Here is a 25970-nt window from a genome sequence, read left to right as displayed (position 1 = left end):
CCAGTCACGCCACCAGCCCTGAAACCGCCATAAAGCGCAACCACAGACCAGGACGTCACACCAGACCAGGACCCGCCCCGTCGTCCTCAACAGCGAAAGTCGTCCTCGATGGCAGAAACCGTCCTCGACACACCCAGACCACGGCCCCCGATATCGAAGACGACCACCACCATCACAGCCCCACGCCGCCGGGCGGGCTCTGCCCGCACTTCCCCCGCCCCCTGATCGCTGCCCGTTCTTGGCAGCAGGGGGACGGCCCACGTGCGGACCCGGCGCAACTTGCACCAACCCCGAGAGCGCGTCAGGCCCAGGTCGCGAGCCCGGTGGTGACGTCGCAGGCGAGGGCGGCTTCCAGGGTGCGCACGTCGCAGTGGAACGGGACCACCACCGACCGGCCGGCCGCCGTCACCGCGGAGGCGTCGACCAGCGCGCCCGCCGAGCCGAGCGCGTCGGCGCCGCCGGCCGGGCCGGGGCGGACGTCGAGGCGGGTGCGACGGGCCGCGGAGGTGATGCGGCGGACCACCGCCGCCGCCTCGACCGGCTCCTCGACGGCGAGGTGGAGCACGGCGGTCGCCACCGCGCGCGGCGCGCCGTCGGCCACCGTCGCGGCCACGATGTCGTCGCCGGCGGACCACGGATCGACGACCGCACCGGCAGCGCCGCCGCGGGCGGCCAGCGCCGCGGCCCGGTCCGGGTCCCCGTCGACGCCGCCACCGTCAACAAGAACGGCCGCAGCGGTGACGGCCGAGAGCGGCCGGATCGCCGCGGCGATCTCCCCCGCCACCCACCCCACCGCCGGCGGCACGACGACCGCCTCCGGCGCGACGGACGTGGGCCGGCCGAACCGGACGACCCGGGGCGCGGACTCGGTGAGCCAGCCGGGCAGCGGCCGGTCCCAGTCCGCCGCGAGCACCACGACGTCCGGCTTGACCGGCTCCCCGGCCGAGGCAGCCATGTCCAGGAACGGGATGGTGTCGTGCCGCAGCCCGCCGCGGCCGTACCGTCCGGCCAGCACGACCGCGTCGGCGCCGACCTCGACGGTGCCCTTGAACCGGCTCGCGGCCGAGCCGTACTCGAAACCGTAGGCCAGCCGCTCCCGGTCCGGCCCGGTGGCCAGCCCCACGAACTCCAGTTGCTGGATGCTCAACCCCTGCCGCAGGAAGTAGCGGGTTGCGGCGGTGTCACCCAGGACGACGACGCGCGTCATGGACGGCGCTCCTCTCTCAGTCGACGATGATCGGGCCGGACGGCAGCAGCTGCCCGGCCGGTGGGTCGGCGACGGCGCCGTCGCCGATGACGACGACGCCGGCCCGCACGACCGTGGTGATGCGGCCGTGCACCCGCAGTCCCTCGAAGGGCGTGTAGTCGCTGTCCTGCTCCAGGCCGGCGGCGGAGATCTCCGTCTCGCCGTCGCGGGACCACAGCACGAGGTCGGCGTCGGACCCGGCCCGCACGACGCCCTTGCGCGGGTACAGGCCGCTGAGCCGGGCCGGGCCGGCGGACAGCAGCTCGACGGCGGCGGAGACCGGCAGCCCCCGGTGCACGACCAGCTCGGACAGCACCACCGGCAGCCGGGTCTGCACGCCCGGCATCCCGAACGGCATCTGCCGCAGCTCGTGCGCGTTGGCCGACTTGTGGTCGCGCCGGAACGCGCAGTGGTCGCTGGCGATGGTGTCCACCTGCCCAGCGAGCGCCCGGGCCAGCAGCGCGTCGACCGTCGGCCGGGCCCGCAGCGGCGGGCAGCAGGTGAAGCACTCCCCCGACCGGCCGGCGTAGACGGACTCGTCCAGCAGCAGGTAGTGCGGGCAGACCTCGGAGAACGCCGGGACGCCGGCGGCCCGCGCGGCGCGGGTCAGCTCGGTGGCGGCCGGGGTGGACTGGTGCACGAAGTAGACCGGCGCGCGCTGCTCCTGCGCCAGCGCGAGCACGTGGGCGACGGCCTTCTCCTCGGCCGACTCCGGCCGCGCCTCGACGATCTTCTCGTACGGGATCGGCCCGGCGTCGCCCAGCTCGGCCAGCAGCCGCTCGATGGTCGTGTTGTCCTCGGCGTGGACGTAGGTCAGGCCCTGGTGCGGGCGCAGCGCGCTCATCACCGCGGCGATGAGCTTGTCGCCGGCCATCAGCTCGTCGCGGTAGGTCGTGTAGACCTTGATGGTCCGGACGCCGAGCCGCACCAGCTCGTCGATCTGGTCCAGGTTCCCGACGTGCTCGTCGGTGAAGCAGCCGTGCAGCGCGTAGTCGGTGACGGCGCCGCGGCGGGCCCCCTCCTGCCGCTCCAGCACCGCCGCGAGCGGGTCCTGGCCGGGCCGCGGGATGGCGAAGTCGACGATCGTCGTGGTGCCGCCGGCCAGCGCCGCGCGGGTGCAGGCCGCATGCCCCTCGGACGTGACGACGTCGCCGAAGGTGATGCCGACGTGCACGTGCGGGTCCACGCCGCCGGGCAGGATCCACTGGCCGGTGCAGTCGCGCACCTCGCCGGCCGAGTACGCCGGCGCGGTGCCGGCCGGCCACACGGCGGCGATCCGCCCGCCGGCGACGGCGACGTCCGCGCGGAAGTCGCCGTCGGCGTTGGCCACGGTCCCCCCGGTGAGGACGAGGTCAAACTGCGGCACGGACATCGCTGCTCCTCAGATCCCGGACGACGATCGCCACGGCGCTGACCAGCCCGCCGGTCACGGTGAACGACTCGAACGTCTCGACGTGCACGGTTCCGGCATCGGCGGGTTCGGCCTCGACGAACCAGCGCTGGGTGAACACGTCACCGCCGGCGCTGACGCACACCGGGCCGTGCCGCCGGACGGCCAGCCGGGTGCATCGCGCCGCCAGGTCGGCGGTGAGCCGCAGCAGGTCCGCCCGGGTGCCGGCGCCGCCAGGCAGCTGCGGGTCCTCCAGCCGCAGGCCGGGAGCGAGCAGCTCCGAGAGGGAATCGACGTCGCCGGTGCAGCGGGCCGCCTCGTAGACGGTGAGGAAGCGCTCGCGCCACCCCGCCGGGTCGGTCACGAGACCAGTCCCTCGGAGCTGTTGCCGTCCAGGCGCATGGCCGCGTCGCGGGCGTTGAACGGGCCCTTGATCATGAAGCCGAGGTCCAGCGGCAGCACGATGCCGGTGATCGCCCGGGTCTCGTCGCCGGACAGCCAGACCACGGCGTTGCTGACCTCCTCCGGCTCCAGCCACGGCCGCTCGATCAGGTTGAGGCTCTGGAAGATCGGCGCGGCGTCCTCGGCGGTGGCGTCCGCCTTCCCGGTGAACAGCTTGAACAGCACCGGGTTGAGCGCCAGGTCGGTCCCGACGGCCGACGGCGCCAGCGCGTTGACGCGGATGCGGTGCGCGGCCAGCTCCAGCGCCAGGCACTGGGTGATGCCGATGACGCCGTACTTCGCCGCCCCGTAGTGCACGTGGTTGGGGTAGGGCGTGAGGCCTGCGCAGGACGACGTGACGATGATCGAGCCGCCGCGGCCGGCCTCGATCATCGGCCGCAGCGCCGGGCGGATGGTGCGGAACACGCCGGTGAGGTTGACGTCGATGACGGCGTCCCAGGCCTCGTCGGGCAGGTCGATGGTCGCGTCGATCGAGTCGATGCCGGCGTTGGCGACGACGATGTCGATGCGGCCGAACCGGTCCATCGCCTGGTCGACGACGGCGCTGGTCTGCGCGGACTCCCGGACGTCGGCCCGGATGGCCAGCATCTCGCCGCCGGCGGCCTCGACGAGCGTCTTCGTCTCCTCCAGGTCGGCCGGCGTGGACATCGGGATCTTCGTCGCGGGGATCTGCTCGCAGAGGTCGAAGCCGACGATCCTGGCGCCGGCGCGGCTCAGCGCCAGCGCGTGCGAGCGCCCCTGGCCCCGGGCGGCGCCGCTGATCAGGGCGACCTTGCCGGAGAGATCGGTCATCAGGGGGTCTCCTTCCTGAGAGTGGACGCCAGTTGCCGGTCGCGGCTGCGGGAGAGCTGACGGATGCAGGCCACGTGGTGCCCGGCGACGGCGTCGTCGATGAGCGGCGGGACAGCCGTGCGGCAGTCGTCGCCGGCGATGGCACACCGCGAGGCGAACGCGCAGCCCGGCGGCAGGTCGATCGGGCTGGGGATCTCGCCGCGCAGCACCCCGAACCCGTCCAGCCGGTCCGGGTCGGGGAAGAGGACCGAGCCGAGCAGCGCCTCGGTGTAGGGGTGCAGTCGGCGGCCGAAGACGTCGCCGGCGGCGGCCGCCTCGACGACGCGGCCGAGGTACATCACCGCGACCCGGTGCGCCAGCGACTCCACGACGGCGAGGTCGTGCGTGATGAACAGGTAGGACACGCCAGTGGACTGCTGCACGTCGTGCAGCGACCGCATCACCTCGGCCCGGGCGATCGGGCTGAGCGCCGACGTCGGCTCGTCCAGCACGATGAACCGCGGCCGGGTGACCAGCGCGCGGGCGATGCCGACCCGCTGGCAGGCGCTGCCGCTGAGGTCATGCGGCCGGGTCTTCGGCGTGATGCCGGCCAACCCCACGGCCTCGAGCGCCGCCATCGCGCGCCGCGTGCCGTCGCGCGCCGACTCCTCCAGCTCCAGCCGCCGCAGTGGCTCGCGGACGCTGGCCAGCACCGGGCGGCGCGGGTCGAGCGAGTCGTACGGGTCCTGGAACACCGCCTGGACGCCGGCCCGGAAATCGCGCCGCTGCCGCCGGTCCATCTCGTCCAGCGCCGTGCCCTGGTAGACGATCCGCCCGGACGTCGGCGCCAGCAGGCCGAGGATCATCCGGCCGACCGTCGTCTTGCCCGAGCCGCTCTCGCCGACCAGCGCCACCGTCTCGCCCGCGCCGAACGTCAGCGACACGTCGTTGACGGCCTGCACGACCTTGTCGCTGCCCTTGACCGGGAAGTGCCGGACCAGCTCGGCGCACTCCAGCACCGTCTCGTCGTTGGTCATCGCCGCCTCCTAGAATCCCCGCGCCGCGGTGAGCAGCTCGCGGCTGATCGCGGCCTCCGGCGTACGGAACAGGTCGCGCACCGGCCCCTGCTCGGCCACCTGGCCGTCGTCCAGCACGACGACGCGGTCGCAGAACCGCGCGACGATGCCGAGGTCGCGGGTGGCCAGCAGCAGCGCCCGGTTGTCCCGCGACCGCACCAGCGCCTCGATCAGCTCCAGCACCTGCGCCTGGATGGTGACGTCCAGGCCGGCGGTCGGCTCGTCGGCGACGATCAGGTCCGGGTCGCAGATCAGCCCGACCGCGATGACGACGCGCTGCGCCATCCCGCCGCTGAGCTCGTGCGGGTACGCGTCCAGCCGGCGGGCCGGGTCGGGGATGCCGACCGCGCTGAACATGTCCAGCACCCGGGCCCGTGCCTCGGCCTTGGAGACCGGCTCGTGCGCCCGCAGCACGTTCGCCACCTGCCGGCCGACCGGCAGCATCGGGTGCAGCAGCCCGTGCGGGTTCGAGCCGATGAACCCGATCCGGGCGCCGCGGATGCGCTGCTGCCGGCGGTGGTCCAGCGTCAGCAGGTCGACGTCCTCGAACCGCACCTGACCGCTCACGACGGTGGCCGATGGGCGCAGCGTCTGGGTGAGGGTCGAGACGAACAGCGACTTGCCGGCGCCGGAGTCGCCGACGACGCCGACGATCTCCCGCGCCGCCAGCGCGAGGTCCAGCGGCCCGAGGGTGAACGGGCGGTCCGCGTCGTTGCCGACCTCCAGGCCGGCGACGTCGAGCACAGGGGTGTCAGGCACGACGGCTCCTCTGCTGGTTGGCGACGGTGATGCCGTTGGAGACGAGCGCGAACGCGACGACCGTCAGCGCCAGCGCGATGCCGGGGAAGACCACCGGCCACCACTGCCCGGTGAACATGCCGCCGGAGCCGTCGCCGATCATCACGCCCCACTCGGCGGTCGGCGGCTCGACCCCGGCGCCGACGAAGCTGACGCCGGCGACCAGGATGATCGACATGCCGAGCGTCACCGACATCTGCGCGAGGATCGGGCTCAGCGAGTTCGGGACGATGTGGCCGAGGATCACCTGCCGCGGCCGGCAGCCGGAGACGCGGGCGGCGTCGATGAACATCCGGCCGCGCAGCGTGCGGGTCTGGCTGTGCATGAGCCGGGCGTAGATCGGGGCGTTGACGATCGCCAGCACCGCGATGATGTTCGGCAGCGAGCCGCCCACGATCCCGAGCAGGCACATCGCGAGGATGAAGAACGGGAACGCCTGCACGACGTCGAGCGTCCGGCTGATCGCCTCGCCGACGATGCCCGGCGCGTACCCGGCCAGCGCGCCCAGCGGGACGCCCAGCAGCGCGGCCAGCAGCGTGCCGACGCCGGCCAGCAGCAGGTCGACGCGGGGCGCGTAGACGACCCGGGAGAAGATGTCGAGGCCGGACCGGTCGGTGCCGAGCCAGTGCTCGCCCGACGGCGGCTGCAGCACGGCACCGGACACCCGCACCGGATCGTGCGTGGCCAGCAGCGGCGCGAGCAGCGCCACCAGCAGGATCACCGCGACGGCGGTCAGCCCGATCAGCAGCTGCGGGTTGCGCCGCCGCGTCGGCGTGGACGTGGGCGCGACGGTGGTCATCGGGTCCCTCCGGAGGCGCGGACCCGCGGGTCGATCCAGGCGTGCACCAGGTCGATCGCCAGGTAGACGAGCAGCGAGAGCAGGGCGGCCAGCAGGACGACGCCCTGCAGCGCGGCCCAGTCGGCGCTCTGCACCGCCTGGACGGCGTACTGGCCGACGCCACCCCAGCTGAAGATGGTCTCGGTGAGCACCGCGCCGGCGATCAGCATCGTGTACCAGACGCCGGCCAGCGTGACGATCGGCGGCAGCGCGCTGCGCAGCGCGTACCCCACGATGCGCCGCTGCGGCAGCCCGTTCGCCCGGGCGAGGGTGATGTAGCCCGACGTCAGCGCCTCGCCGACGCTGCTGCGGACCATCCGCAGGATCGGCGCGGTGTTGATGAAGACGAGTGCGAGGACCGGCAGGATCAGGTGGTCGAGGTGGCTCACCAGCACCGGGACGTCGCCGGTGACGATGGTGTCGATCAGCACCGACCCGGTGATCACCGCCGGCGTGCCGAACGCCTCGTCGTACTGGCCGACCGGCGCGACCGCGATCGGGAACGTGTAGTAGAAGACGAACACCATGATCATGGCGAACCAGAAGTCCGGCACCGCGCCCGCCATCAGCGAGTAGACGTAGCTGATCTTGTCGCCGATCCGGCCCAGCAGGTTCCGGGCGAACCCGCCGGCCAGCCCCAGCAGCAGCGCCAGCACGATGATCACCGCGAACGACACGGTGATCAGCTCCAGCGTGGCCGGGGCCCGGCGGGCGATGTCGTCGAGCACCGGCTGGCCGGTCGTCCACGAGGTGCCGAGGTCGCCGCGCAGCAGCCCGCCGAGATAGCGGACGAACTGCGCCGGCCACGGGTCGTTCAACCCCAGCTCGTCCTCCAGCGCCGCCACCGCCTCGTCCGACGCGCTGCTGCCCAGCTGAGCCCGGGCCTGGCTGCCCGGGGTCAGCTGGATCAGCAGGAAGCTGACGAAGCAGATCAGCAACAGCTGCGGGACGAGCAGCGCCAGGCGCCGGCCGATCAGCCTGCTCATGGCGCCGCGTTCATCGCGCCAGCTCGATCTCGTCGAACCGGATCGTGCGCGACGGGTAGGCCGTGACGCCCTTGACGTGGTCGCGGCGGGCCACGACGTAGTGCGGCTGGGCCAGGAAGACCGCCGGCGAGTCCGCCACGATCTGGCGCTGGAACTCCTTGGCAACGGCCTCCCGCTCCGGCCCGTCCATCGTCGTGAGCAGCACGTCGATGAGCTGGTCGGTGGAGTCCGACGCGTACCCGGCGACGTTGGCGAACGCCGTCGACCGGTAGTAGAGGAAGCAGTTGTAGCCGATGTCCGGGGTGAGGGCGAGGTCCTGCCAGATCGCGGCGCCCTCGTACTGCTTGCCGGTGAGCCGCTCGGTGAAGGCCGCGGCGGACAGCTTGTTCAGCCGGAAGTCGATCCCGATCTCGCTCAGCGACGACTGGACCAGGATCGCGACCTGCTCCGACACCGGCTCGCTGGAGTTGCACAACAGCTCGCAGCTGAACCCGTCGGCGTAGCCGGCCTGCGCCAGCAGCTCGCGCGCCTTGTCCGGGTTCGCTCCGTCGCCGTAGATCCAGGCGTCCGGGTCGAAGTACGGGTAGTCGCGGCTGATCACGCCCTTCCACGGCGAGGCGTAGCCCTGGTACACGTCGTCGACGATCTGCTGGTAGGGCGTCGCGTAGGCGACGGCCTGCCGCACGAGCGGGTCGTCGAACGGCGCGACCGAGTTGTTCATCATCATGAACAGCAGCAGGAACAGCGACTGGTCGAAGTTGTCGACGACGACGCCGTCGGCGCCCTCCAGCGACTTCAGCTCCGTCGGCAGCAGGTCGCGGACGATGTCGACCTCACCGGACTTCAGCAGCGCCACCCGGGTGCTGGACGAGTCGACCTGACGGTGCACGACGGTCTGCACCGCCGGGGCGCCGCCGTGGTAGCCGTCGAACGCGGTGAACACCGTCTGCTGGCCCGGCTGGTGGCTGCTGATCGTGTACGGGCCGTGGCCGGCCTCGGAGCCGTTGGCCTTCATCCACTCCGTGGCCCACGGGTCGGCGTCGGTGCCCGCCGCCCGCGAGGCGACGGCGTCGAACAGGCCGAACGCGAAGTTGTTCTGCAGCAGGATCTTGAACAACGGACTCGGCTGCTCGGTGGTGACCTCGAGGGTCTGCGCGTCGACGACGTTCCAGCTGATCCGCTCGCGCGGCAGTAGCCCGGCGACGAAGTTGTAGAACGAGCCGAGCACCCAGACCTGCTGGTGCCGCTCGATCGCGTACGCGAAGTCCTCCGCCGTCAGCGGGTTGCCGGAGTGGCTGCTGACGTCGTCGCGGAAGACCAGCGTCCAGGTGAGCCCGTCGTCGGACACGGCGGGCTCCTCGGCCAGCAGCCGCAGTTCCCAGGTGCTGGAGTCGAAGTGCTGCCGGGGGGAGCCGCTGTCGCCGAACGGCCGGCGGGAGAACTCGACCAGCGGCTCGAAGAGGTTGTTCATCGCCTCCATCGACGCCGCGCCGATCTCGTACTCCCGGTCCAGCGAGGCCATCAGGGCGCTGACGGCGATGGTGAGCTGGGCGCCGTCACCGCCGGCCGACGGCTCGCCGGACGGCGCCGGTGTGCGGCTGCACGCCACGGTGCCGAGTAGCGGCAACGTCACGGCGATGCCGCCGAGTTTGAGCAGACTGCGTCGCGAGACCATCCCGTTGTCGATCACGGGACCACCTCCAAACAGTTGGGCCTCAGTCGAACAGAGGCTTGTGGTTGAAGCCGGGGAGGACGAGGTGGCCGGCGTCGACGGGGACCGCCGTCCCGGTGATGAAGCGGGCGTCGTGGCCGCACAGCCAGGACACGACGTCGGCGACCGCGGACGGGTGCAGCGCGGGCCGGTTGCGGAGGATGTGCCACTGCCGCGTCGCGGCCAGGTAGTCGTCCTCCGTCGCGTCGTCGCGGCCGAAGATCCACTTCAGGTTCGTGCTGTTGTTGCCCATGACGGTGTTGACCGCGCTGGGCATGACCGCGTTCACCCGGATGTTGGCCGGGCCGAACTCGAGGGCGAGGTTCTTCGTCAGCCCGAGCACCGCGTGCTTGGACGCGGTGTAGTGGGCGATGCTCTCGCCGGGCTCCACGCCGTTGACCGACGAGGTGAGCACGACGCTGCCCTGCTGCCGGGCGACCATGTGCCGCAGGACCGGCTGGACGGTGTTGAACACGCCGGTGACGTTGATGTCCATGACGTCGGCCCACTGCTGCGGGCTGAGGTCGAGGAACGGCACCCAGGTCACCAGGCCGGCGTTGGCGCAGACGAGGTCGATCTTCCCGGCCCACGCGATGGTGTCGTCGACGAACGCGTCGACGGCGGCGTGGTCGCGGGCGTCCACGACGGCCGACAGCACCTTCTGGCCGGTCTCCTCGACCAGCCGGACGGTCTCGGCCAGGTCCTCCGTGGTCGCGCCCGGGTACTGCGACGTCGCCGGCTGCTCGCACAGGTCGAACATGGCGATGTCGGCGCCCTCGCGGGCCAGCCGGACGGCGATCTCGCGGCCCTGACCGCGGGCTCCGCCGCTGATCAGAGCCACCTTGCCGGCGTGGCGGCCGGTCTCGAAGCCCTGTTCGGCGCTCATGCCGCCACCTCCTGACCGGCCGTCGCCAGCACCGCTTCGACCACCTGTTCCGGACTCGGGATGTACGCGTCCTCCAGCACCGGCGCGAACGGCACCGGCGTGTGCGGCGGGGTGACCATCCGCGGCGCGGCGGTCAGCCGGTCGAACGCCCGGCTGCTGACCAGCGCGACGATGTCGGAGGCCACCGAGCAGCGCGGGGTGTCCTCGTCGACGACGACGAGCCGGCCGGTGCGCTCGACGGACTCCAGGATCGTCGTGAGGTCCAGCGGCGCCACCGTGCGCACGTCGATGATCTCCGCCTCGATGCCCCGCTCGGACAGCTCCTTGGCGGCCTTCTCGGCCACCGAGAGCATCCGCGCGATCGTCACGATCGTGACGTCGCCGCCCTCGCGGGCGACCCGGGCCCGGCCGATCGGCACCGGCTCGTCGCCGTCCGGCACCGGTCCCTTGGTCTCGTAGAGCGCCTTGTTCTCCAGGAACAGCACCGGGTCCTCGTCGCGGATGGCCGCGATCATCAGGCCCTTGGCATCGGCCGGCGTGGCCGGCACGACGACCTTGAGCCCCGGGAAGTGCGCGACCGACGAGTAGTGGCTCTGCGACTGCGTGCTGCCGGCGCGCGACCCGGCGCCGATCATCGCGCGGATGACGATCGGGACGCCCGGCGCGCGGTCGCCGCGGGCGTAGCGCAGCTTCGCCGCCTGGTTGATGATCTGGTCCAGGCAGACGCCCATGAAGTCGAGGAACTGCAGCTCGGTCACGGTGCGGTAGCCGGCGGCGGCTGCCCCGATGGCCGCGCCGATGAACGCGGACTCGGAGATCGGCGTGTCGATGACGCGGTCCCGGCCGAACTCGGCGACCAGCCCGCGGGTGACGCCGAAGACGCCGCCCCACGCGTCGGCCCGCTCGAACCCCGGGATGGTGGCGCCACCGGACACGTCCTCGCCGGTCACCAAGACCCGCGGGTCACGGGTCATCTCCAGCCGCAGCGCCTCGTTGATCGCGTCGGCGAACGACAGGGTCTTCATGCTCGGTCCTCTCTGCTGATGATCAGCGGACGGCCAGGCCGTCGCGGTCGATGACGACGTTCGGGTCGGCGTACACGCCGGTGAGCACCGTCGACGGGTCGGGGTAGGGCGCGGCGCGGCCGGCCTCGACGGCGCCGTCCACCTGCTCGGCGGCCTCGTCGTCCACTCGGTCCTTGATGTCCAGCCAGTCCGGCAGCGCCGCGGTCAGGACGTCGTCGAGCAGGCGGAGCGGGTCGCGGCGGCGGAAGTCGGACTCCACCTCGGGCCGGCGGTAGGACCGCTTCGGTTCGCCCTCCCAGGCGCCGTGGTAGCTGTAGGTCAGGCACTCCAGGTAGGACGGGCCGTCGCCGGCGCGGGCCCGCTCGACGGCGCGGCCGGCCGCCTCGTACACGGCCACCACGTCCTGCCCGTCGACCCGCTCGGCCGGCAGGCCGAACCCCTCGGCCCGCGCGTACGGCGCGGCCGCGGAGGCGTAGTCGACGGTGGTCGCCTGGCCGAACAGGTTGTTCTCGCAGACGAACACGACCGGCAGCTTCCACACGGCGGCGAGGTTCATCGCCTCCAGCACCGTGCCCTGCTGCGCCCCGCCGTCGCCGAAGAACGCGACCGCGACCGCGCCGGTGCCGGCCAGCTTGGCCGCCTGCGCCGGGCCGAGCGCGAGCGGCGCGCTGGCCCCGACGATGCCGCCGCTGGCCAGGTGGCCGACGGCCGGGTCGGCGAGGTGCATCGAGCCGCCCTTGCCCGAGTTGGAGCCGCCGGCGCGCCCGTACAGCTCGATCATCATGGCCCGCGGGTCGACGCCCTTGGCCAGCGCGTGCCCGTGGTTGCGGTGCGTCGAGGTGATCATGTCCGCGCGCTCCAGCTGCGCGATCACACCGGCGGCGACCGCCTCCTGGCCGGAGCACAGGTGCAGGAAACCGGGCAGCTCGCCCTCGGTGAACAGCTCGTGCACGCGCTCTTCGAACGCTCTGATCAGGGCCATCGTGCGGTAGAGGCCGACCAGGGTGTCGCCCGGCAACGGAAGCGTCCGGTCGGGCGTGGCTTGCTGGGTCATCGCGTCTGCCTCTCTTCTACTGGCTGGGCTGGGACTGCGGCGCGAACGTGGAGGTGAGCTGGTACACCTGGTCGCGCAGGTGCTCCAGGTGGGTGGTGATCAGCGCCGCCGCACGGTCCGCGTCGTGCTCCCGGACGGCGCGCAGGATCTCGCGGTGCTCGTCGACCTGCTGGAGCCGCGCCTCGACCGACTGCACGGCCTGGGCGTTCAGCAGCGTCCACAGCGGGTGCTCGTCGAGGTCGACCAGCGCGGTCGTGAACGCCGCGAGGTGCGCGTTGCGGCAGCGCTGGAGCAGGTGCGCGTGGAACTCCAGGCCGAGGCTGACGAAGTCGCCGAGCCCGTCGACGTCCTCGGCCAGCCCGGCGGCGCGGTCGATCAGCTCCTCGATCTCGGCCGCCTCCGCGTCGGTGATCCGCTGCGCCGTGAACGCGACCGCCACCGGCTCGACCGCGAGCCGCGCCTCCAGCACCTCCGCCGTCGGCACCTGGAAGGAGGCGCCGGTGAGCAGCTCGCCCATCGCCGAGGACCGGGTGCCGTCGTGGGCGACGTAGGTGCCGTCACCGGAGCGCACCTGCAGGATGCCGACGACCTCGAGCGCCAGCACCGCCTCCCGGACGGTCAGCCGGCTGACGCCCATGAGCTCGGCGAGGTCGCGGTCGGACGGGAGCCGCGAGCCGAGCGGCGTCTGGCCGGAGCCGATGGCCTGGAGGATCTGGAACGCCACCTGCAGATAGCGCCGATGGACGCCGCGCAATGGCCTGAAGGTCTGCTGGTCTGACCGCATGACCGCTGATGCTGCCAGAGCCCCGGCGGGTCGTCAAGGTTTCGGCACGGAGTGCCGAAAAAGATCAGCCCTGGGGCGCGCGGCGGAACAGCCAGGGCATCGGCAGCACCGGGCTGCGTGCGTAGAGGTATGTCGACACCGCGCTGACCGCGGGCAGCTCGCTCACCCGGTCGGCGAGTGCGACCAGCTCAGCGGGGGTGTCGCAGACGACTTCGAGGGTGGCCGAGAAGCGGCCGACGGCGCGCACGGCGATGGTGATCTTCGGCTGCGCGACGGCGAACTCCAGCGCCGCGTCGATCCGCGGGCCGGTCAGCGTCAGGCCCAGCATGCCCATGGTGCCGGCGTGCGCGGAGCTGCGGTCCAGCACCGCGGACGCGCGGATGGCGCCGTCGTCGAACAACGCCTGGGCGCGCCGGCGCACCAGCGAGTACGGCTGGCCGATCTGCTCGGCGAGGGTGCGGAAGGTCATCCGCGGGTCGCGCACCAGCAGCCGCAGCAGGTCGCCGTCGAGGCCGTCGTAACTGCGCCGGGAGCCGGCCTGAGTGGATTCCGGCCGCCCCTCGCCCTCCCACTTGAGCACGTCGACCATGCGCCACATCTCCAGCCCGCGCACGCCGGCGATCTGGCCGACGACCGAGGTCGCGTGCTCCAGCAGCTCGGCGTCGTCGGTGGCGGCGATCTCGCAGATGACGTTGTGCTCGCCGAGCGTGAGGGCGACGAACGTGACGAAGCTCAGCGACCGCAGCGTCTCGACCAGCTCGCCGATGTCGCCGCGGTAGTCCAGGCCGAGCGTGCCGAGGCAGAAGTAGCCCAGGCTGCTCGGATCGACGACGCCGATGATGCGCAGCACGCCGTCGTCGGCCAGCTTCGCGATGCGGGCGCGGACGGCGTCCGCCGACAGTCCGACCTCCTCGCCGATGCGCGCGGCCGGGCTGCGGCCGTCGTCGCGCAGGCACTGGAAGATCTCGTGGTCCTTCTCGTCCATCAGAGCGGATTCACCCTTCGGCACGCCACGCATGATCACGTGTCACTTCGATAAATTCAGCAAACATCCCTTGCATCCTAGCGTCAAGACGTCAATACTCCGTGCCATTAGGTCGGTCGATGTCAATCGGCCCAAGGAGGCAGCCATCATGACGGTGACCCGCATCCAGCCCGGCGCCGGCGTCGGGACGCCCGAGAGTACCGAGCCCCGGCGGCAGCTGGGCCGGGCCGCTCCGAGTTGCCGGGAGTGACGTGACCATCTCCGCCCTCCCGCTGACGCGGCCGCACGCACCGGCGCCGCACACCCGCTCCTGCACCGCGTCCGACCTCGCCGCCGCCGGGCTCGGCCTGCGGCTGCTGGGCCCGGACGACACCGAGGCGAGCGTCACCTGGGTCACCGAGACCGAGCAGGCCGACCCCACGCCGCACGTGGTCCACGGCTCGCTGGTGCTGACCCGCGGCCGCCGGCTGCGCACCGTCGACGACCAGGTCGCCTTCGTCCACCGCCTCGGCAGCGCCGGCGCCTCGTGCGTCGGCTTCGGGCTGGACGGCCCGCTCCGCGCGGTGTCTCCCCCGGTCGTGTCCGCCGCGGCCGACGCCGGCCTGGCCGTGCTCGCCGTCGCCGCCGGCACGCCGTTCGCGGCCATCAGCCGGTACGTCGCCGACCAGGTGATCCACCGGGCCGACTGCCTCACTGCCAGCCGGCAGGCGCAGGCGCAGACCGTGCTGCTGGAGACCGTGCTGTCGACCGGCAGCGTCCAGGCGACCGTCGCCGCGCTGTCGCGCAGCCTCGGCCAGCACGTCCGCGTCGTCGATCCGCAGGGCGGGATCATCGCGCAGTACCCGCCCGCGCACGCCGTCGCCACCCCGTACGACGCGCACCACCTGGGCGCCCGGCCGCGCGGCGGGGAGACCCGGACGCCGATCACGGCCGGCGGCGTGCCGGCCGGCTACCTGATCACCCCCGATCCGCCGGACTCCGCCGACATGCTGCACTTCGCCGTCGGGCTGATCGGCCTGGAACTGGCCCGGCACGCGGCCGAGCTGAGCGGCCGGCGCGAGCTGGCCGGCCAGGTCATCGAGGACGTCGTGCGACGCGCGCTGTCACAGTCGGAGGCGGAGCGGCGGCTGGCCCGGCACGGCGTCGTCGCCGCGGAGCCGCACGCCGTCATCCTCGGCCGGTTCGCCGACCCGCGGCGCGACCTGTCCCGTCAGGTGCTCCCGCTGCCGATCGACCGCGCCGAGAACGTCGGCCTGTCCGCGCACGTCGACGGTGCGCTGTGCCTGGTCGTGCCGGAGAGCGGCGACCCCGACGAGTACGCCCGCATGCTGCACGCCCACCTCGTCGCCCAGGGCGGCACCCCCCACGTCGGCACCGGCACGATGCTGCCCGGCGCCGACGGGCTGCGCACCAGCTACCTCGAGGCCCGCGAGGGCATGAGCCGCGGTCCCGGCGTCAACCCGCGCCGCGCGCTGAGCCTGTCCGGGCTGCTCATGGCGCAGGAGCAGCCGGCGCTGGCGGAGCTGGCCCGGGAACGCCTGCGGCCGCTGATCGAGGCCGACCAGCGCACCCCGGCCAACCTGATGGGCACGGTGCGGGCGCTGATCGACGAGGACTTCTCCATCGCCCGCGCCGCCGAGACGCTGGTCGTGCACCGCAACACGGTGAAGTACCGGGTGGCCCAGATCGAGCGGCTCACCGGCCTCGACCTGTCCGCCACCGCCGGGCGGATGCAGCTGTGGCTCGCGGTGACCGCCCACCCGGCGGCTGAGGCCGGGCGGAGCTAGCGGGCGGAGCTAGCGGAGCGAATCCGACCGAGGTGCCCCGCACGAGAGGGGGAACGGGCGCGAGCGAGCACCGCTCCCGCCGGTAAGAATCATGATCATGGCGCTGTTTGTGCTGCTCTGGCGACACAAATAGCGCCATGATCATGGTTCTCATCGGTGCGCACATCGTCACGAGCCGCAGCGGTGTCTAGGTGAGGCGCCACCTGGGCGTCGCCGATAGGCCACGGACTCGGGATACACCCCTAGATGAACAAGTCCTCGTGATCTACGCAGGTTGGTGGGCTGATCGCCGCGGGTGCCTTGGCACTGCTGACCATGCTGGAAATCGGGACGAACCGGACGTCCGGGCGGCGGTCAGCCTAGCCAAGGTGCGCGCCCAACCGCGGCCGGTGCCGCCGACCGTGCGCCGGGGGGTCTGCCGCGTTGGCCGTCCCCCTGCCACAAAGCGGCGAACGCGGCAGACCCCGGCCAACGCAGCAGACCAGGCCAACTGCCGCACCACGAGGCGAGCACTACTCCCAGCGCACCCGCGCCGGTCGGCATCGCTGGGCGTCGATCCGCGCCGCCGAAGATCCCTAGCGGGCCCCGGCCACCAACCGTCCCGCGGCCGCCGCGCCGGCGAGGACCGTCGCCGCCGCCGTCAGCACCAGCGCGGTCGTCCCGCCGAGCTCGTCCAGCGCCACCACCAGCAGGATCGACGCAGCCGTGATCGGCAGGCCGGTGAGGTACTGGCTCGCCGCGAGCCGGACCGGGATCCGCTCCGGCGCCGCCCAGGAGGCGCTGGTCACGACGACGTTCGCGCAGGCGATGCCGACGGCGACGGCGGCGCCGGACAACACCGACGCGGCGGCCAGGGCGGCGATGCCGAACCCGCCGGCCAGCATCACCACCACGGCGGCCACCTGTAGCGCCGTCGCCCCGCCGACGATGGTGGCGACCGGCAGCCGGCGCACGAGCGGCCAGCAGGTCGCGCCGGCCGCGGCGGCGGCCAGGTCGCGCAGCAGCACCAGCACGACGATGCCGGCCCCGGTCGACGCGGCGGACCAGCCGCGGTCCAGCAGCGCGACCGGAACCAGCGAGTTGCCGACGATCACGCACAGCCACACCAGCAGGTTGACCAGGCTGGCCGCCTGCACCGCACGGTCACGGCGCAGCAGCGCCCCGGTCTCGGCGAAGCGCCGCCGCACCGGCACGACCGCCGGCGTCGCCGAGTGCTCGCCGGCCGGGCCGGACGTGCTCCACCGGCTCAGCAGCACGACGACGGCCGCGCCACCGGCGAGCAGCGCTGCGCCCGCCGCATACCGCTCACCGGCGACCACCCAGCCGGCGGCCAGCCCGCCCAGGCCGGAGCCCAGCCGTTGCGCGGTGCTGTTGAGGCCCTGGCCGCGCGACGCCGGCCCCAGCCGGCCCACCTCGGTGAGCAGCGCGAGCATCGTGACGGCCCGCGCCACCCCGAAGACCAGGGCGGTGCCGACGACGGCGGCCACCGGCAGCGCGGCCGGGGTCAGCGACAGCGCCCCGGACACCAGCAGGCCGGCCGCGCACCAGGCCACCACCGCCCGCCCGGCGCCGCGCCCCAGCCGCGCCGTCGCCGCCGGCGTCGCCAGCAGGCCGAGCCCGAGCGCGGCGCCGATCACGACGCCCACCAGATACTGCGCGCCGGCCAGCCGGGTGAGCAGCAGCGCCGGGACGGCCGCCGCGAACAGGGTCTCCAGCGCGCACACGAGCGCCAGCGAACCGAACAGCGGCAGCCGCGGCGGCCCCCCGCCGGTCACCTCCAGTAGACCGGCGCACGCCGCCGGCCGACCGGCGGGCGCCGGTCACTCACGCGATGCGCTCGCCGTAGTCGCGGCTGGTCGGCAGGGTCCACTCGAAGCCGCGGGCGGTCTGCACGTACTCCGGCCAGGGCAGCTCGGTCGGCGCGGCGAAGTCGGCCGGCAGCAGCGGGCGCACCAGCCGCGGGTCGGCCGCGCCGCGGCGCCGCTCGTACTCCTCCTTGGCCGTGGCCAGCATCGCCTCGTCGTCGATCGCCTGCAGGACCGTGGCGGCGATGGTCTGGCCGCCCTTGATCCAGCACGGGTCGATGGCGGCGGGGTAGCCGTTCATCGCGTTGTTCGCCCAGTGCCACAGGTCGATGCCGAGCTGGCCGAGGAACGGCTTGGACGTGAAGAAGCGCACCGTCGGCGCGTGCCAGGAGTACTCGGTGTAGTCGTCCGCGCCGGTGCAGTCCTGCCAGGGCACCAGGTGCTCGCGGATGCTGCGGTCGGTCTCCTGCGGGCTGATCAGCACCTCGTTCTCGGGCAGGAACGGCGCCTCCGACGGCTCCAGCCCGACGGCCTTCTCCAGCTGGGCGGCGAACGCCCGTGCCTCCGGCCCGAACGTCGTCGGGCCCAGCTCGGTGAGGTTCTCGTACAGCGCGGTCGTCAGCGCGTGGTTCGGCAGGCCGGGACGGGTCCGGGTGACCCACCGCATGGAGACCTTCGTGTTGGTGATGGCGGCGACGTGCCGGGCGTTGCGGACCAGGATCTCCTGGATCTGCTCCTGGATGTCGTACAGCGGCGAGCGCCAGCTGAACTGCAGCTGCGAGATGCGCGGCGGCAGGTTGTCGGCGGTCGCGTGGCTGGCCCCCAGCACCGCCTCGTTGAGCGTCCACGAGCCCGTGCTCGGGAACATGTTCTCCTTGGTGTACTTGGTCGTCGTGACCATCAGGCTGAGCGCGTCCAGCGCACCCGGCGAGCGGACCAGGTTGTGGCTGCCGACGGAGTTGCTGCGGAACAGCTCCTTGCCCCACGGCTCCTCCTCCACGCACTCGAACGTGAAGACCACCGACCAGTAGAGGCAGTTGGTGATGTCCCACAGCGCGGTGTTGTGCCAGTACGGGTGGTAGCTGATCGCCGCGTCGAGGTCGTCGTAGTAGCCCTTCGCCGCGTGCACGGCCTTGGACCCGCAGACCTTCTCGGCCGGCTCGCCGAACAGGTGGATCGTGCCGGGGCCGCCGGTCTGCTCCAGCGCCCGCTTGGCCGCGATCGCGCCGGCCAGCGCGCCGACGCCGAGGGCACTGTGCGCGTCGGTGAAGCCCGGCGCCCAGTGGTGCAGCCCCGGCTGCGGGCCGCGCTCGGCGACGGCGTCCTGGCTGTAGCCGGGCGTGGCGTCGTACTCGGCGTAGGCCGCCACCTGCGGTCCGCCGCTCCCCCAGGTCGCGTGGAACGCCGTCGGCATCCCGCCGGAGCCCTCCTCGACCTCGAAGCCCTCCGCTCGCAGCCGGTCCACGTACAGCTTGGCCGACCGGTACTCGCGCCAGGCGCTCTCGGAGTACGACCAGATCTGGCGGTGGAATTCGGACAGCTCGGGGGCCAGGTCATCGACGAGCTTGACGGCCAACGACTGCCGGCTGGTGAACGACATGAACGGTTCCTTTCTGGAAGTGCACGAACGGGTACGGCGGCTCAGCCGGCCGTGGTGACGACGGCGTCGCGGGACGACCAGGTCAGCAGGACCTCCTCTCCCGGCGCGGCCTCGAACTGGCCGTCCATCGAGCGGCGCACGACCACCTCGGAGCCGTCGGGACGCTCGACGATGAGCTTCTGCGAGTCGCCGGCGTAGATGACGGCGCTGAGCCGGCCGCGCAGCCAGCACGGTGCGCCGGGCTCGGCGCCGTCCCGGCCCAGCCGCTCGACGCCGACCGACCACGGCCGCACCACGACGACCACCTCGTCGCCGGCGTCGGGGGCGGAGCGGACGGCCGTCGCGGCGTCGATCTCGACGTGGCCGTCCTGCGCGGGCAGCGTCAGCCGTCCGTCCGCGGCGCGGGTCAGCACGCCGCGCAGCAGGTTGGCCTCGCCGAGGAAGCCGGCGGCGACGTCGGAGACCGGGCGGGTGTAGATCTCCTCCGGCGAGGCGTACTGGACCAGCTTGCCGTCGGCCAGCAGGGCGATCCGGTCGCTCATCGTGAACGCCTCCTCCTGGTCGTGCGTGACGTTGACGACCGTCAGCCCGAGCTCCCGGCTGAGTTTGAGGATCTCCACCTGCAGGACCTCGCGCAGCCGGCGGTCCAGCGCGCCCAGCGGCTCGTCCATCAGCAGCAGGCTGGGGCGGGAGACGATCGCCCGGGCCAGCGCGACCCGCTGCCGCTGCCCGCCTGAGAGCTGGGCCGGCATCCGGTCCTCGTAGCCGGGCAGGTGCACCGACTCCAGCGCCTGCGTCACCAGTTCGCGCCGCTCCGCCTTGCGCATACCGCGCATGGCCAGCGGGAACGCGATGTTCCGCGCGACCGACAGGTGCGGGAAGAGCGCGTAGCTCTGGAACACCATGCCGATGTTGCGGCGATGCACCGGCACCGCGGTGACGTCGCGGCCGTCGATCAGCACGCGGCCGGCGGACGGCTCCAGGAACCCGGCGATCACCCGCAGCAGGGTCGTCTTGCCGGAGCCGGAGGCGCCCAGCAGCGTGACGAACTGGCCGGGTTCGATGGTCAGCGAGACGTCGTCGACGGCGCGGACCGAGCCGTAGTGCTTGGCGATGCCCTCCAGGGACAGGCCGGCACCGGGCGCGTCCGTGCCGCGCGATCGGGACTTGTCAGTGAACACGGCGACTCCGGGATCGACGAGAGCTGATGGCGGCCGTGAGGGCGAAGACGACCAGCGAGACGACGGTGAGGATGGTGGCGACGGCCGACGTGGACGGCTCCAGGCCGGAGCGCACCTGCCCCCAGATGACGACCGGCAGGGTGCGCAGCGTGGGCGTGTTGAGGAAGATCGCCACGACCACTTCGTCCCACGACGTGATGAAGGCGAACAGCCCGCCGATCAGCGCCGCCGGGAGGATCTGCGGGACGGTGACGCGCAGCAGCGTCCGCACCGGACCGGCGCCGCAGGCCCGCGCCGCCTCCTCCACGTGCGGGTCCAGCGAGCGCAGCGCCGCCAGCACGTTGACGAGGACGAACGGGACGCCCAGCACCGCGTGCGCCAGGGCCAGCGACAGGATGCCGCCGTAGAGCCCGATGCGCACGTAGACGAAGTAGACGCCGATGGCGACGACGACCAGCGGCACCACCATCGGGGTCATGCCGACGGCCACGACCAGGCTGCTCGGGAGCAGCCCGCTACGCGCGGCCGCCAGCGCGAGCGACGTCCCCACCAGGACGGCGATCACCGCCGCGAGCACGCCGACCGTTAGGCTGGTGCGGATCGCCCCGGTCCACACCGGGTCGGTCAGCACCTCCTCGAACCACCGCCACGACATCCCCTGCGGCGGGAAGGTGATGATGCTGCCCTCGGTGAACGCCGTCGCGGTCACGACCACCGTCGGGATGATCAGGATCGCGGCGAACACCAGGCCGAACACCCGCACGAACAGGCCGGCCCTCATGAGGTCCCCTCCTTGCCGGTCACGCCGAGGATGCGCCCGAGCCCGACCACCTTCGACGCGATGGCCAGGAACGCCAGTACGAGCGCGAGCAGGACCACGGCCATCGCCGACCCGACGCCGGGGTCGAGGTACTGCTGCACCTGCAGCACGATCGACTGGCTGACGAGGATGTCGGCCGGCCCGCCGAGCAGCGCCGGCGTCAGGTAGAACCCGAGCGACAGCACGAACACCAGCACCGCGCCGGCCGCCACCCCGGGCATGGAGAGCGGCAGCGTCACGTGCCAGAACGCCCGCGCCGGACGCGCCCCCATGACCTGCGCCGCCTGCTCGAGCTCGGCGTCCACGCCGCGCAGCGACGCGTAGATCGCCAGGATCGCGAACGGCACCAGCACGTGCACCATGCCGACGAGCACGGCGAACAGGTTCCGGATCAGCGGCAGCGGCTGGTCGATGACGCCGAGGTCGAGCAGCAGGTCGTTGACGACGCCGGTGTTGCTGAGCAGGACGCCCCAGGCGAACGTGCGCACCAGCAGGCTGGTCCAGAACGACAGCAGCAGCGCGCCCATCAGCCACGTCCGCAGCACCGGCCCGCTGCGCGCCATCGCGTACGCGTACGGGTAGCCCAGCAGCACGCTGAGCCCCGTCACCAGCAGCGCCACGTACACCGTCCGCAGCAGCGAGCGGCGGAACAGCTCGTCGGTGAAGAGGAACTGGAAGTTCTCCGGCGACGGGTCGGTGAGGCTGCGCACGACGATCGTCACCATCGGGACGCCGAAGGCGAGCAGCACGAACAGCAGCCCGGGCAGGCCGGCCAGCGTCCAGAAGTCGGGCCGGCGCAGGCGCCGGCCCGTCTCTGGCGACGTCACTGTGCCTTCCACTCCGCCCAGCGCTGGTTGACGGCCTCGAGGTTCGGCACCCACCACGCGTCGTCGATGCGGATCGGGGCGTCGGCACCGGACAGCTCGTTCGACGTCGGCAGCGTGTCCGCGACCGCCGGGTCCGGCGACGCCTGCGGGTTCGGCGACCCGTAGGCGATGAAGTTGCCCAGCTGGGCGCTGGTGTCCTTGTCGACCATGTAGGCGATCAGCTGCATGGCGTTCTCCTCGGCCGGAGCGCCCTTCGGCACGACCATGTAGTCGGCGTACTGGACCTGGTTGGACCACACGAGATCGACCGGCAGCCCCTCGTCCTTGGCCAGCGCGATGCGGCCGTTGTAGCAGTTGGCCATGACGGCCTCGCCGGTCGCGAGCAGGTTCGTGCACTCGGCGAAGTCGTTGTAGAAGATCAGGTGGTCCTTGATCGTCTCCAGCTTGGCCAGCGCCCGCTCGACGTCCAGCGGGTACAGCTCGTCGATGGGGACGCCGTCCTGGATGAGCGCGAGGTCGAGCAGGCCCTGCAGGCCGCCGGAGGCGTCCTTGGCGTAGACGGCGCGCTGGCCGGGGAACGCCTCGACGTCGAAGAAGTCCGCCCATGACGTCGGCGCCTGGTCGAACGCCTCGGTGTTGTAGCCGAGCACGACGCTGAACACCAGGGCGGGGATGCCGTACTTCTCCGCCCCGAACAGGCCGTTCAGCTCGTCGCAGGGCACCACGGTGCAGTCGATCTCGGTGAGGATGCCGTTGGGGTCGTCGACGACGCCGATGTCGGAGCCGGACTGGACGACGTCCCAGATGACGTTCCCGCCCTCGACCATCTGCTGGAACTTCGCGTAGTCGTTGGGGCTGTCCTGGACGACCTGGATGCCGGTCTCCTCGGAGAACGGCTCGAGCCAGCCCTTGGTGGCGGCCTCCTGAGCGTTGCCGCCCCAGGCGACGAACGTGACCGACCCGCTGTCCCCGCCGGTCTGGGCGGTGTCGCCGCCGCCTCCGCAGGCGGCCAGCAGCAGCGCGGCAGCGCCGGCGATGCTCGCGACGGCCAGGTTTCTGCTCTTCATGCCAATCGACCTCATTCTCTGGTTGTCAGGACCGGGCCAGGATCAACGTCGGCCCCGGATGGTCGAGCGCGGCGGCGACGGCGTCGGCGAGCGTCGCCGCGTCCGCCACGGCCGCGTAGGCCGCGCCCATGGCGGCGGCCAGTGCCGGATAGTCCGGCGGTGGCAGGTCGACACCGAGCCGCGGGATCCCCGCGGCGTCCATCTCCTCGGCGATCTCGGCGTAGCCGCCGTTGTCGGCGACGACGACCGGCAGCGGGCGTCCGAGGTCGGCGGCGGTCCGCAGCTCCTGGACGCTGAACATCAGGGCGCCGTCGCCGAGCACGGCGACGACCGGCACGCCGGGGTCGGCCACGGTCGCGCCGACGGCGGCCGGGACGGCGTAGCCGAGGGTGGCGAACCCGGACGGCGCCAGGACCCGGTCCGGCGCCGGTGCGGGCCACAGGTGGATGGTCCCCTTGTAGGTCACCTGTGAGCTGTCGCCGGTGAGCACGGCGCCGGCCGGCAGCACCTTCACCAGCGCGTCGTGGATCCAGCGGTGCGGCCGCAGCACGTCGTCCAGCTCCGCCGCGACGGCGTCGGCGGCCTGTCGCGCCCGGGCGGCGCCGTCGTCGTCGCCGGCCGGCTGGACCAGCGCGGCCAGCCGGTCCAGCACCTGCGCGGCGTCGCCCAGCAGCGGCAGGTCGGCGGGCAGGTTCTTGTGCAGCTGGGCGGGGCTGAGGTCCACCCGGATCACGGTGCCGGTGCAGGCCAGCGGTTCGCCGCCGGCCTCGGCGTCGCTCAGCTCGGTGCCGACGACGAGGACGACGTCGGCCGCGCGCACGAGCGCCCGTCCGGCCGTGGTGCCCAGCGCCGGCCCGACGGCCAGCTCGTGGCCGGCCGGCAGGACGCCCTTGCCCCGCTGGGTCTCGACGACCGGCGCGCCCAGCCGCTCGGCCAGCGCCCGGACCGCCGCGGTGGCGCGGATCGCCCCGCCACCGGCGACGACGACCGGCGTCGCGGCGGCGTCGAGCAGGCCGGCCGCCCTGGCCAGGGCGTCGTCCGGTGCGATCGGCGCGGCCGGCGCCGGCCGGGCGCCGATCGGACCGACCGGGCCGGCCTCGGCGAGCACGTCGACCGGGATCTCCAGGACGACCGGGCGGGTCCGGGTGGCGGCCCAGCCGGCGAACACGTCGCCGACCGCGTCGGCCACGGCCTGCGGGCTCTCGCAGCGCAGGGCGCGGTCCACGATCGCGTCCAGCGCGGCGCGCTGGTCCTTCACCTCGTGCATCCAGCCGCGGTCCAGCCGCTCGGTGCCGCGCGGCGGTCCCGGCGTGATGGCCAGCACCGGCACGGAGTCGCCGTAGGCGCTGGCCAGTGCCGCCGCCGCGTTGAGGATGCCCGGCCCGCTGGTCGTGACGATCACCCCGGGCCGCCCGGCGACCCGCGCGTACCCGTCGGCCGCATAGCCGGCGCCCTGCTCGTGCCGGCAGACGACGTGCCGGATGCCGGCCGCGGTCAGGTGCCGGTAGACCTCCAGGTTGTGGCTGCCGGGGATCCCGAAGACCACCTCGACGCCGTGGGCGGCGAGCGCCGTCACCGCCGCCTGGCCGCCGGTCATCCAGTCCATTCGCACACCGCTCCCCCTCGCGTTCCGGGGCCCGAGGTGCCCGGCATGCTCGTCAATCTAGGCAGCAGGTCACGACGCCGGCCATGTCCCCGTGACCAACCTCGGCCCGGGGCGTCCTGGCCCGGCTGACAACGCCGCTGGCTAGGGAGCCGGTCTCACCAGCGAGAATGTGGCGGGAGCAGGCCGCGGTCAGCGGCTGACGACACCTGCCGGTACGGCTCCGGTGGACGCGCGCAGCGTCAGCGTGCCGTCGAGGCGCACCTGGCGGGCGTCCTCGCCCCGCATGGCCGCATGGAGCAGCTCGATGGCCGTCGTCCCCAGCTCACCGACGGGTGCGGTGACGGTGGTGAGGCTGGGCGTCACCGTCTGGGCGAGGAGGACGTCGTCGCAGCCGACCAGGCTGTGGTCGTCGGGGACGGAGCGGCCGGCCTCGGCCAGGCCGGCGAGCACGCCGCAGGCCATGAGGTCGTCGAACGCGAACGCCGCCGTGGCGTCGCTGCCGAGCAGCGCCGGCGCCGCCTCGCGTCCGCCCTCGTAGGACGCGGCGAAGTCGCCGAGCTCGACCAGCTCGACCCCGGCCGCGAGCGCCCAGCCGCGGATCGCCTCGGCCCGCTGGCGCGCCGCCCAGGACGCCTCGGGGCCGCGCAGCAGCGCGAACCGCCGGTGCCCGAGCTGGTGCAGGTGCTGCCCGGCCGCCGTCAGCGCCGCCGAGTTGTCGCAGACGACGCTCGGCCGGCCAGCGACGACGCGGTTCACGACGACGGCGGGGAGGTCGCCGAGGGTGTCCTCGAGGTCGGCGTCGGGCGAGCGCGGCGACGCGACGATCAGGCCGTCGACCTGTGCCCTGACCTGCTCGACGAGCTCGGTCTCCTCGTCGGCCACCTCGTCGGCGTCGAGCAGCAGGACCGACCAGTCCTGGACGGACGCGGCCTGCTGGATCGCGCGGACGAGCGGCGGGAAGAACGGGTTGGTGATGTCGGGGACGAGCAGGCCCACCATGCCCGCACGGCCGGTGGCCAGTCCGCGCGCCGCCTTGTTCGGCTGGTAGCCCAGGCGCTTCGCGACGGCATGGATGCGCTCGCGGACATCGTCGTTCACGATGTCCGGGCGGGTGAAGGCCCGCGACACCGTCGACGCCGAAACGCCGCATTCCTGGGCGATCGAGTAGATCGTCACCCGTTTCGATCGTTCGCCTGCCACTGCTCTCCTTTCCACGCGCTACTGTAGCCGCGAAAATCTACTGCAAGCGATTGCTACCTTGAGGA

General features: G+C 72.9%; 23 protein-coding genes. 1 reads left to right on the top strand and 22 read right to left on the bottom strand.

What is annotated here, in order from left to right:
* Window positions 1-301 precede the first annotated feature (301 nt).
* From ACW62_RS11510 to ACW62_RS11445, 14 genes are all read right to left on the bottom strand, one after another.
* Entirely contained in the window at window positions 302-1207 is a 906-nt protein-coding gene (locus tag ACW62_RS11510; RefSeq protein WP_053204243.1) for a hypothetical protein, read from the bottom strand.
* A gap of 16 nt (window positions 1208-1223) precedes the next feature.
* Window positions 1224-2618 (bottom strand): dihydroorotase, encoded by a 1395-nt coding sequence (locus tag ACW62_RS11505; RefSeq protein WP_053204242.1) that lies wholly within the window; start codon window positions 2616-2618, stop codon window positions 1224-1226.
* Window positions 2599-3000 carry a nuclear transport factor 2 family protein gene (locus ACW62_RS11500; RefSeq protein ID WP_053204241.1) on the bottom strand — a complete coding sequence of 134 codons (402 nt, stop codon included), beginning with the start codon at window positions 2998-3000 and terminating at the stop codon, window positions 2599-2601. The genes ACW62_RS11505 and ACW62_RS11500 overlap by 20 nt, the downstream gene beginning before the upstream one ends.
* On the bottom strand, window positions 2997-3890 hold the full coding sequence (locus ACW62_RS11495) for a mycofactocin-coupled SDR family oxidoreductase (RefSeq protein ID WP_083459645.1): 894 nt from the start codon (window positions 3888-3890) through the stop codon (window positions 2997-2999). The genes ACW62_RS11500 and ACW62_RS11495 overlap by 4 nt, the downstream gene beginning before the upstream one ends.
* Window positions 3890-4906 (bottom strand): oligopeptide/dipeptide ABC transporter ATP-binding protein, encoded by a 1017-nt coding sequence (locus ACW62_RS11490; protein ID WP_053204240.1) that lies wholly within the window; start codon window positions 4904-4906, stop codon window positions 3890-3892. The genes ACW62_RS11495 and ACW62_RS11490 overlap by 1 nt, the downstream gene beginning before the upstream one ends.
* A 9-nt stretch (window positions 4907-4915) precedes the next feature.
* Complete coding sequence (locus tag ACW62_RS11485; protein WP_083459644.1) at window positions 4916-5704, bottom strand: ATP-binding cassette domain-containing protein; 789 nt, start codon at window positions 5702-5704, stop codon at window positions 4916-4918.
* Window positions 5697-6542: an ABC transporter permease gene (locus ACW62_RS11480; protein ID WP_053204238.1), complete on the bottom strand. Its 846-nt coding sequence runs from the start codon at window positions 6540-6542 to the stop codon at window positions 5697-5699. Before ACW62_RS11480 ends, ACW62_RS11485 begins: the two co-directional genes overlap by 8 nt.
* Window positions 6539-7567 (bottom strand): ABC transporter permease, encoded by a 1029-nt coding sequence (locus tag ACW62_RS11475; RefSeq protein ID WP_053204237.1) that lies wholly within the window; start codon window positions 7565-7567, stop codon window positions 6539-6541. The genes ACW62_RS11480 and ACW62_RS11475 overlap by 4 nt, the downstream gene beginning before the upstream one ends.
* Before the next feature lie 10 nt (window positions 7568-7577).
* Window positions 7578-9257, bottom strand: coding sequence for an ABC transporter substrate-binding protein (locus ACW62_RS11470; RefSeq protein WP_053204236.1), 1680 nt, complete (start codon window positions 9255-9257; stop codon window positions 7578-7580).
* Between the two features lie 25 nt (window positions 9258-9282).
* A complete protein-coding gene (locus ACW62_RS11465) occupies window positions 9283-10164 on the bottom strand; it encodes a mycofactocin-coupled SDR family oxidoreductase (RefSeq protein WP_053204235.1) in 882 nt (293 codons plus the stop codon).
* Complete coding sequence (locus ACW62_RS11460; protein WP_053204234.1) at window positions 10161-11189, bottom strand: alpha-ketoacid dehydrogenase subunit beta; 1029 nt, start codon at window positions 11187-11189, stop codon at window positions 10161-10163. Before ACW62_RS11460 ends, ACW62_RS11465 begins: the two co-directional genes overlap by 4 nt.
* Window positions 11190-11211: 22 nt before the next feature.
* Window positions 11212-12243: a thiamine pyrophosphate-dependent dehydrogenase E1 component subunit alpha gene (locus tag ACW62_RS11455; RefSeq protein ID WP_053204233.1), complete on the bottom strand. Its 1032-nt coding sequence runs from the start codon at window positions 12241-12243 to the stop codon at window positions 11212-11214.
* Between the two features lie 16 nt (window positions 12244-12259).
* On the bottom strand, window positions 12260-13027 hold the full coding sequence (locus ACW62_RS11450; RefSeq protein WP_053204232.1) for a FadR/GntR family transcriptional regulator: 768 nt from the start codon (window positions 13025-13027) through the stop codon (window positions 12260-12262).
* A 64-nt stretch (window positions 13028-13091) separates the two neighbouring features.
* Complete coding sequence (locus ACW62_RS11445; RefSeq protein WP_169792039.1) at window positions 13092-14036, bottom strand: Lrp/AsnC family transcriptional regulator; 945 nt, start codon at window positions 14034-14036, stop codon at window positions 13092-13094.
* A 227-nt stretch (window positions 14037-14263) separates the two neighbouring features.
* On the opposite strand from ACW62_RS11445, the gene ACW62_RS11440 reads away from it, so the two are divergent.
* Window positions 14264-15799 (top strand): helix-turn-helix domain-containing protein, encoded by a 1536-nt coding sequence (locus ACW62_RS11440; protein ID WP_053204230.1) that lies wholly within the window; start codon window positions 14264-14266, stop codon window positions 15797-15799.
* 575 nt (window positions 15800-16374) lie between these two features.
* Here ACW62_RS11440 and ACW62_RS11435 read toward each other — a convergent pair.
* From ACW62_RS11435 to ACW62_RS11400, 8 genes are all read right to left on the bottom strand, one after another.
* The gene (locus ACW62_RS11435; protein ID WP_053204229.1) at window positions 16375-17574 is read right to left on the bottom strand and encodes a hypothetical protein; all 1200 of its coding nucleotides are present in this window, start codon (window positions 17572-17574) and stop codon (window positions 16375-16377) included.
* Window positions 17575-17623: 49 nt separating this feature from the next.
* Window positions 17624-19204 carry a zinc-binding metallopeptidase family protein gene (locus ACW62_RS11430; protein WP_053204228.1) on the bottom strand — a complete coding sequence of 527 codons (1581 nt, stop codon included), beginning with the start codon at window positions 19202-19204 and terminating at the stop codon, window positions 17624-17626.
* Window positions 19205-19245: 41 nt separating this feature from the next.
* Complete coding sequence (locus ACW62_RS11425; RefSeq protein ID WP_205629290.1) at window positions 19246-20385, bottom strand: ABC transporter ATP-binding protein; 1140 nt, start codon at window positions 20383-20385, stop codon at window positions 19246-19248.
* Complete coding sequence (locus ACW62_RS11420; protein WP_053204227.1) at window positions 20375-21166, bottom strand: ABC transporter permease; 792 nt, start codon at window positions 21164-21166, stop codon at window positions 20375-20377. The genes ACW62_RS11425 and ACW62_RS11420 overlap by 11 nt, the downstream gene beginning before the upstream one ends.
* A complete protein-coding gene (locus tag ACW62_RS11415) occupies window positions 21163-22032 on the bottom strand; it encodes an ABC transporter permease (RefSeq protein ID WP_053204226.1) in 870 nt (289 codons plus the stop codon). The genes ACW62_RS11420 and ACW62_RS11415 overlap by 4 nt, the downstream gene beginning before the upstream one ends.
* The gene (locus tag ACW62_RS11410; protein ID WP_053204225.1) at window positions 22029-23099 is read right to left on the bottom strand and encodes an ABC transporter substrate-binding protein; all 1071 of its coding nucleotides are present in this window, start codon (window positions 23097-23099) and stop codon (window positions 22029-22031) included. The genes ACW62_RS11415 and ACW62_RS11410 overlap by 4 nt, the downstream gene beginning before the upstream one ends.
* A gap of 25 nt (window positions 23100-23124) precedes the next feature.
* Entirely contained in the window at window positions 23125-24705 is a 1581-nt protein-coding gene (locus tag ACW62_RS11405; RefSeq protein ID WP_053204224.1) for a thiamine pyrophosphate-binding protein, read from the bottom strand.
* Window positions 24706-24894: 189 nt separating this feature from the next.
* Window positions 24895-25881 carry a LacI family DNA-binding transcriptional regulator gene (locus ACW62_RS11400; RefSeq protein ID WP_053204223.1) on the bottom strand — a complete coding sequence of 329 codons (987 nt, stop codon included), beginning with the start codon at window positions 25879-25881 and terminating at the stop codon, window positions 24895-24897.
* Window positions 25882-25970: the final 89 nt, after the last annotated feature.

It is taken from the genome of Jiangella muralis, from assembly GCF_001270745.1.
Lineage (GTDB): Bacteria > Actinomycetota > Actinomycetes > Jiangellales > Jiangellaceae > Jiangella > Jiangella muralis.
Note: the sequence above shows the minus strand (reverse complement) of the source record. Positions and strands in the feature narration are given on the sequence as shown.

Bases quoted from the DNA above. Each gene is read 5' to 3' on its own strand.
- ACW62_RS11420 (WP_053204227.1), bottom strand. From the start codon at position 21,166: ATGAGGGCCGGCCTGTTCGTGCGGGTGTTCGGCCTGGTGTTCGCCGCG.
- ACW62_RS11510 (WP_053204243.1), bottom strand. From the start codon at position 1,207: ATGACGCGCGTCGTCGTCCTGGGTGACACCGCCGCAACCCGCTACTTC.
- ACW62_RS11430 (WP_053204228.1), bottom strand. From the start codon at position 19,204: ATGTCGTTCACCAGCCGGCAGTCGTTGGCCGTCAAGCTCGTCGATGAC.
- ACW62_RS11405 (WP_053204224.1), bottom strand. From the start codon at position 24,705: ATGGACTGGATGACCGGCGGCCAGGCGGCGGTGACGGCGCTCGCCGCC.
- ACW62_RS11455 (WP_053204233.1), bottom strand. From the start codon at position 12,243: ATGACCCAGCAAGCCACGCCCGACCGGACGCTTCCGTTGCCGGGCGAC.
- ACW62_RS11495 (WP_083459645.1), bottom strand. From the start codon at position 3,890: ATGACCGATCTCTCCGGCAAGGTCGCCCTGATCAGCGGCGCCGCCCGG.
- ACW62_RS11465 (WP_053204235.1), bottom strand. From the start codon at position 10,164: ATGAGCGCCGAACAGGGCTTCGAGACCGGCCGCCACGCCGGCAAGGTG.
- ACW62_RS11505 (WP_053204242.1), bottom strand. From the start codon at position 2,618: ATGTCCGTGCCGCAGTTTGACCTCGTCCTCACCGGGGGGACCGTGGCC.
- ACW62_RS11460 (WP_053204234.1), bottom strand. From the start codon at position 11,189: ATGAAGACCCTGTCGTTCGCCGACGCGATCAACGAGGCGCTGCGGCTG.
- ACW62_RS11475 (WP_053204237.1), bottom strand. From the start codon at position 7,567: ATGAGCAGGCTGATCGGCCGGCGCCTGGCGCTGCTCGTCCCGCAGCTG.
- ACW62_RS11490 (WP_053204240.1), bottom strand. From the start codon at position 4,906: ATGACCAACGACGAGACGGTGCTGGAGTGCGCCGAGCTGGTCCGGCAC.
- ACW62_RS11450 (WP_053204232.1), bottom strand. From the start codon at position 13,027: ATGCGGTCAGACCAGCAGACCTTCAGGCCATTGCGCGGCGTCCATCGG.
- ACW62_RS11480 (WP_053204238.1), bottom strand. From the start codon at position 6,542: ATGACCACCGTCGCGCCCACGTCCACGCCGACGCGGCGGCGCAACCCG.
- ACW62_RS11410 (WP_053204225.1), bottom strand. From the start codon at position 23,099: ATGAAGAGCAGAAACCTGGCCGTCGCGAGCATCGCCGGCGCTGCCGCG.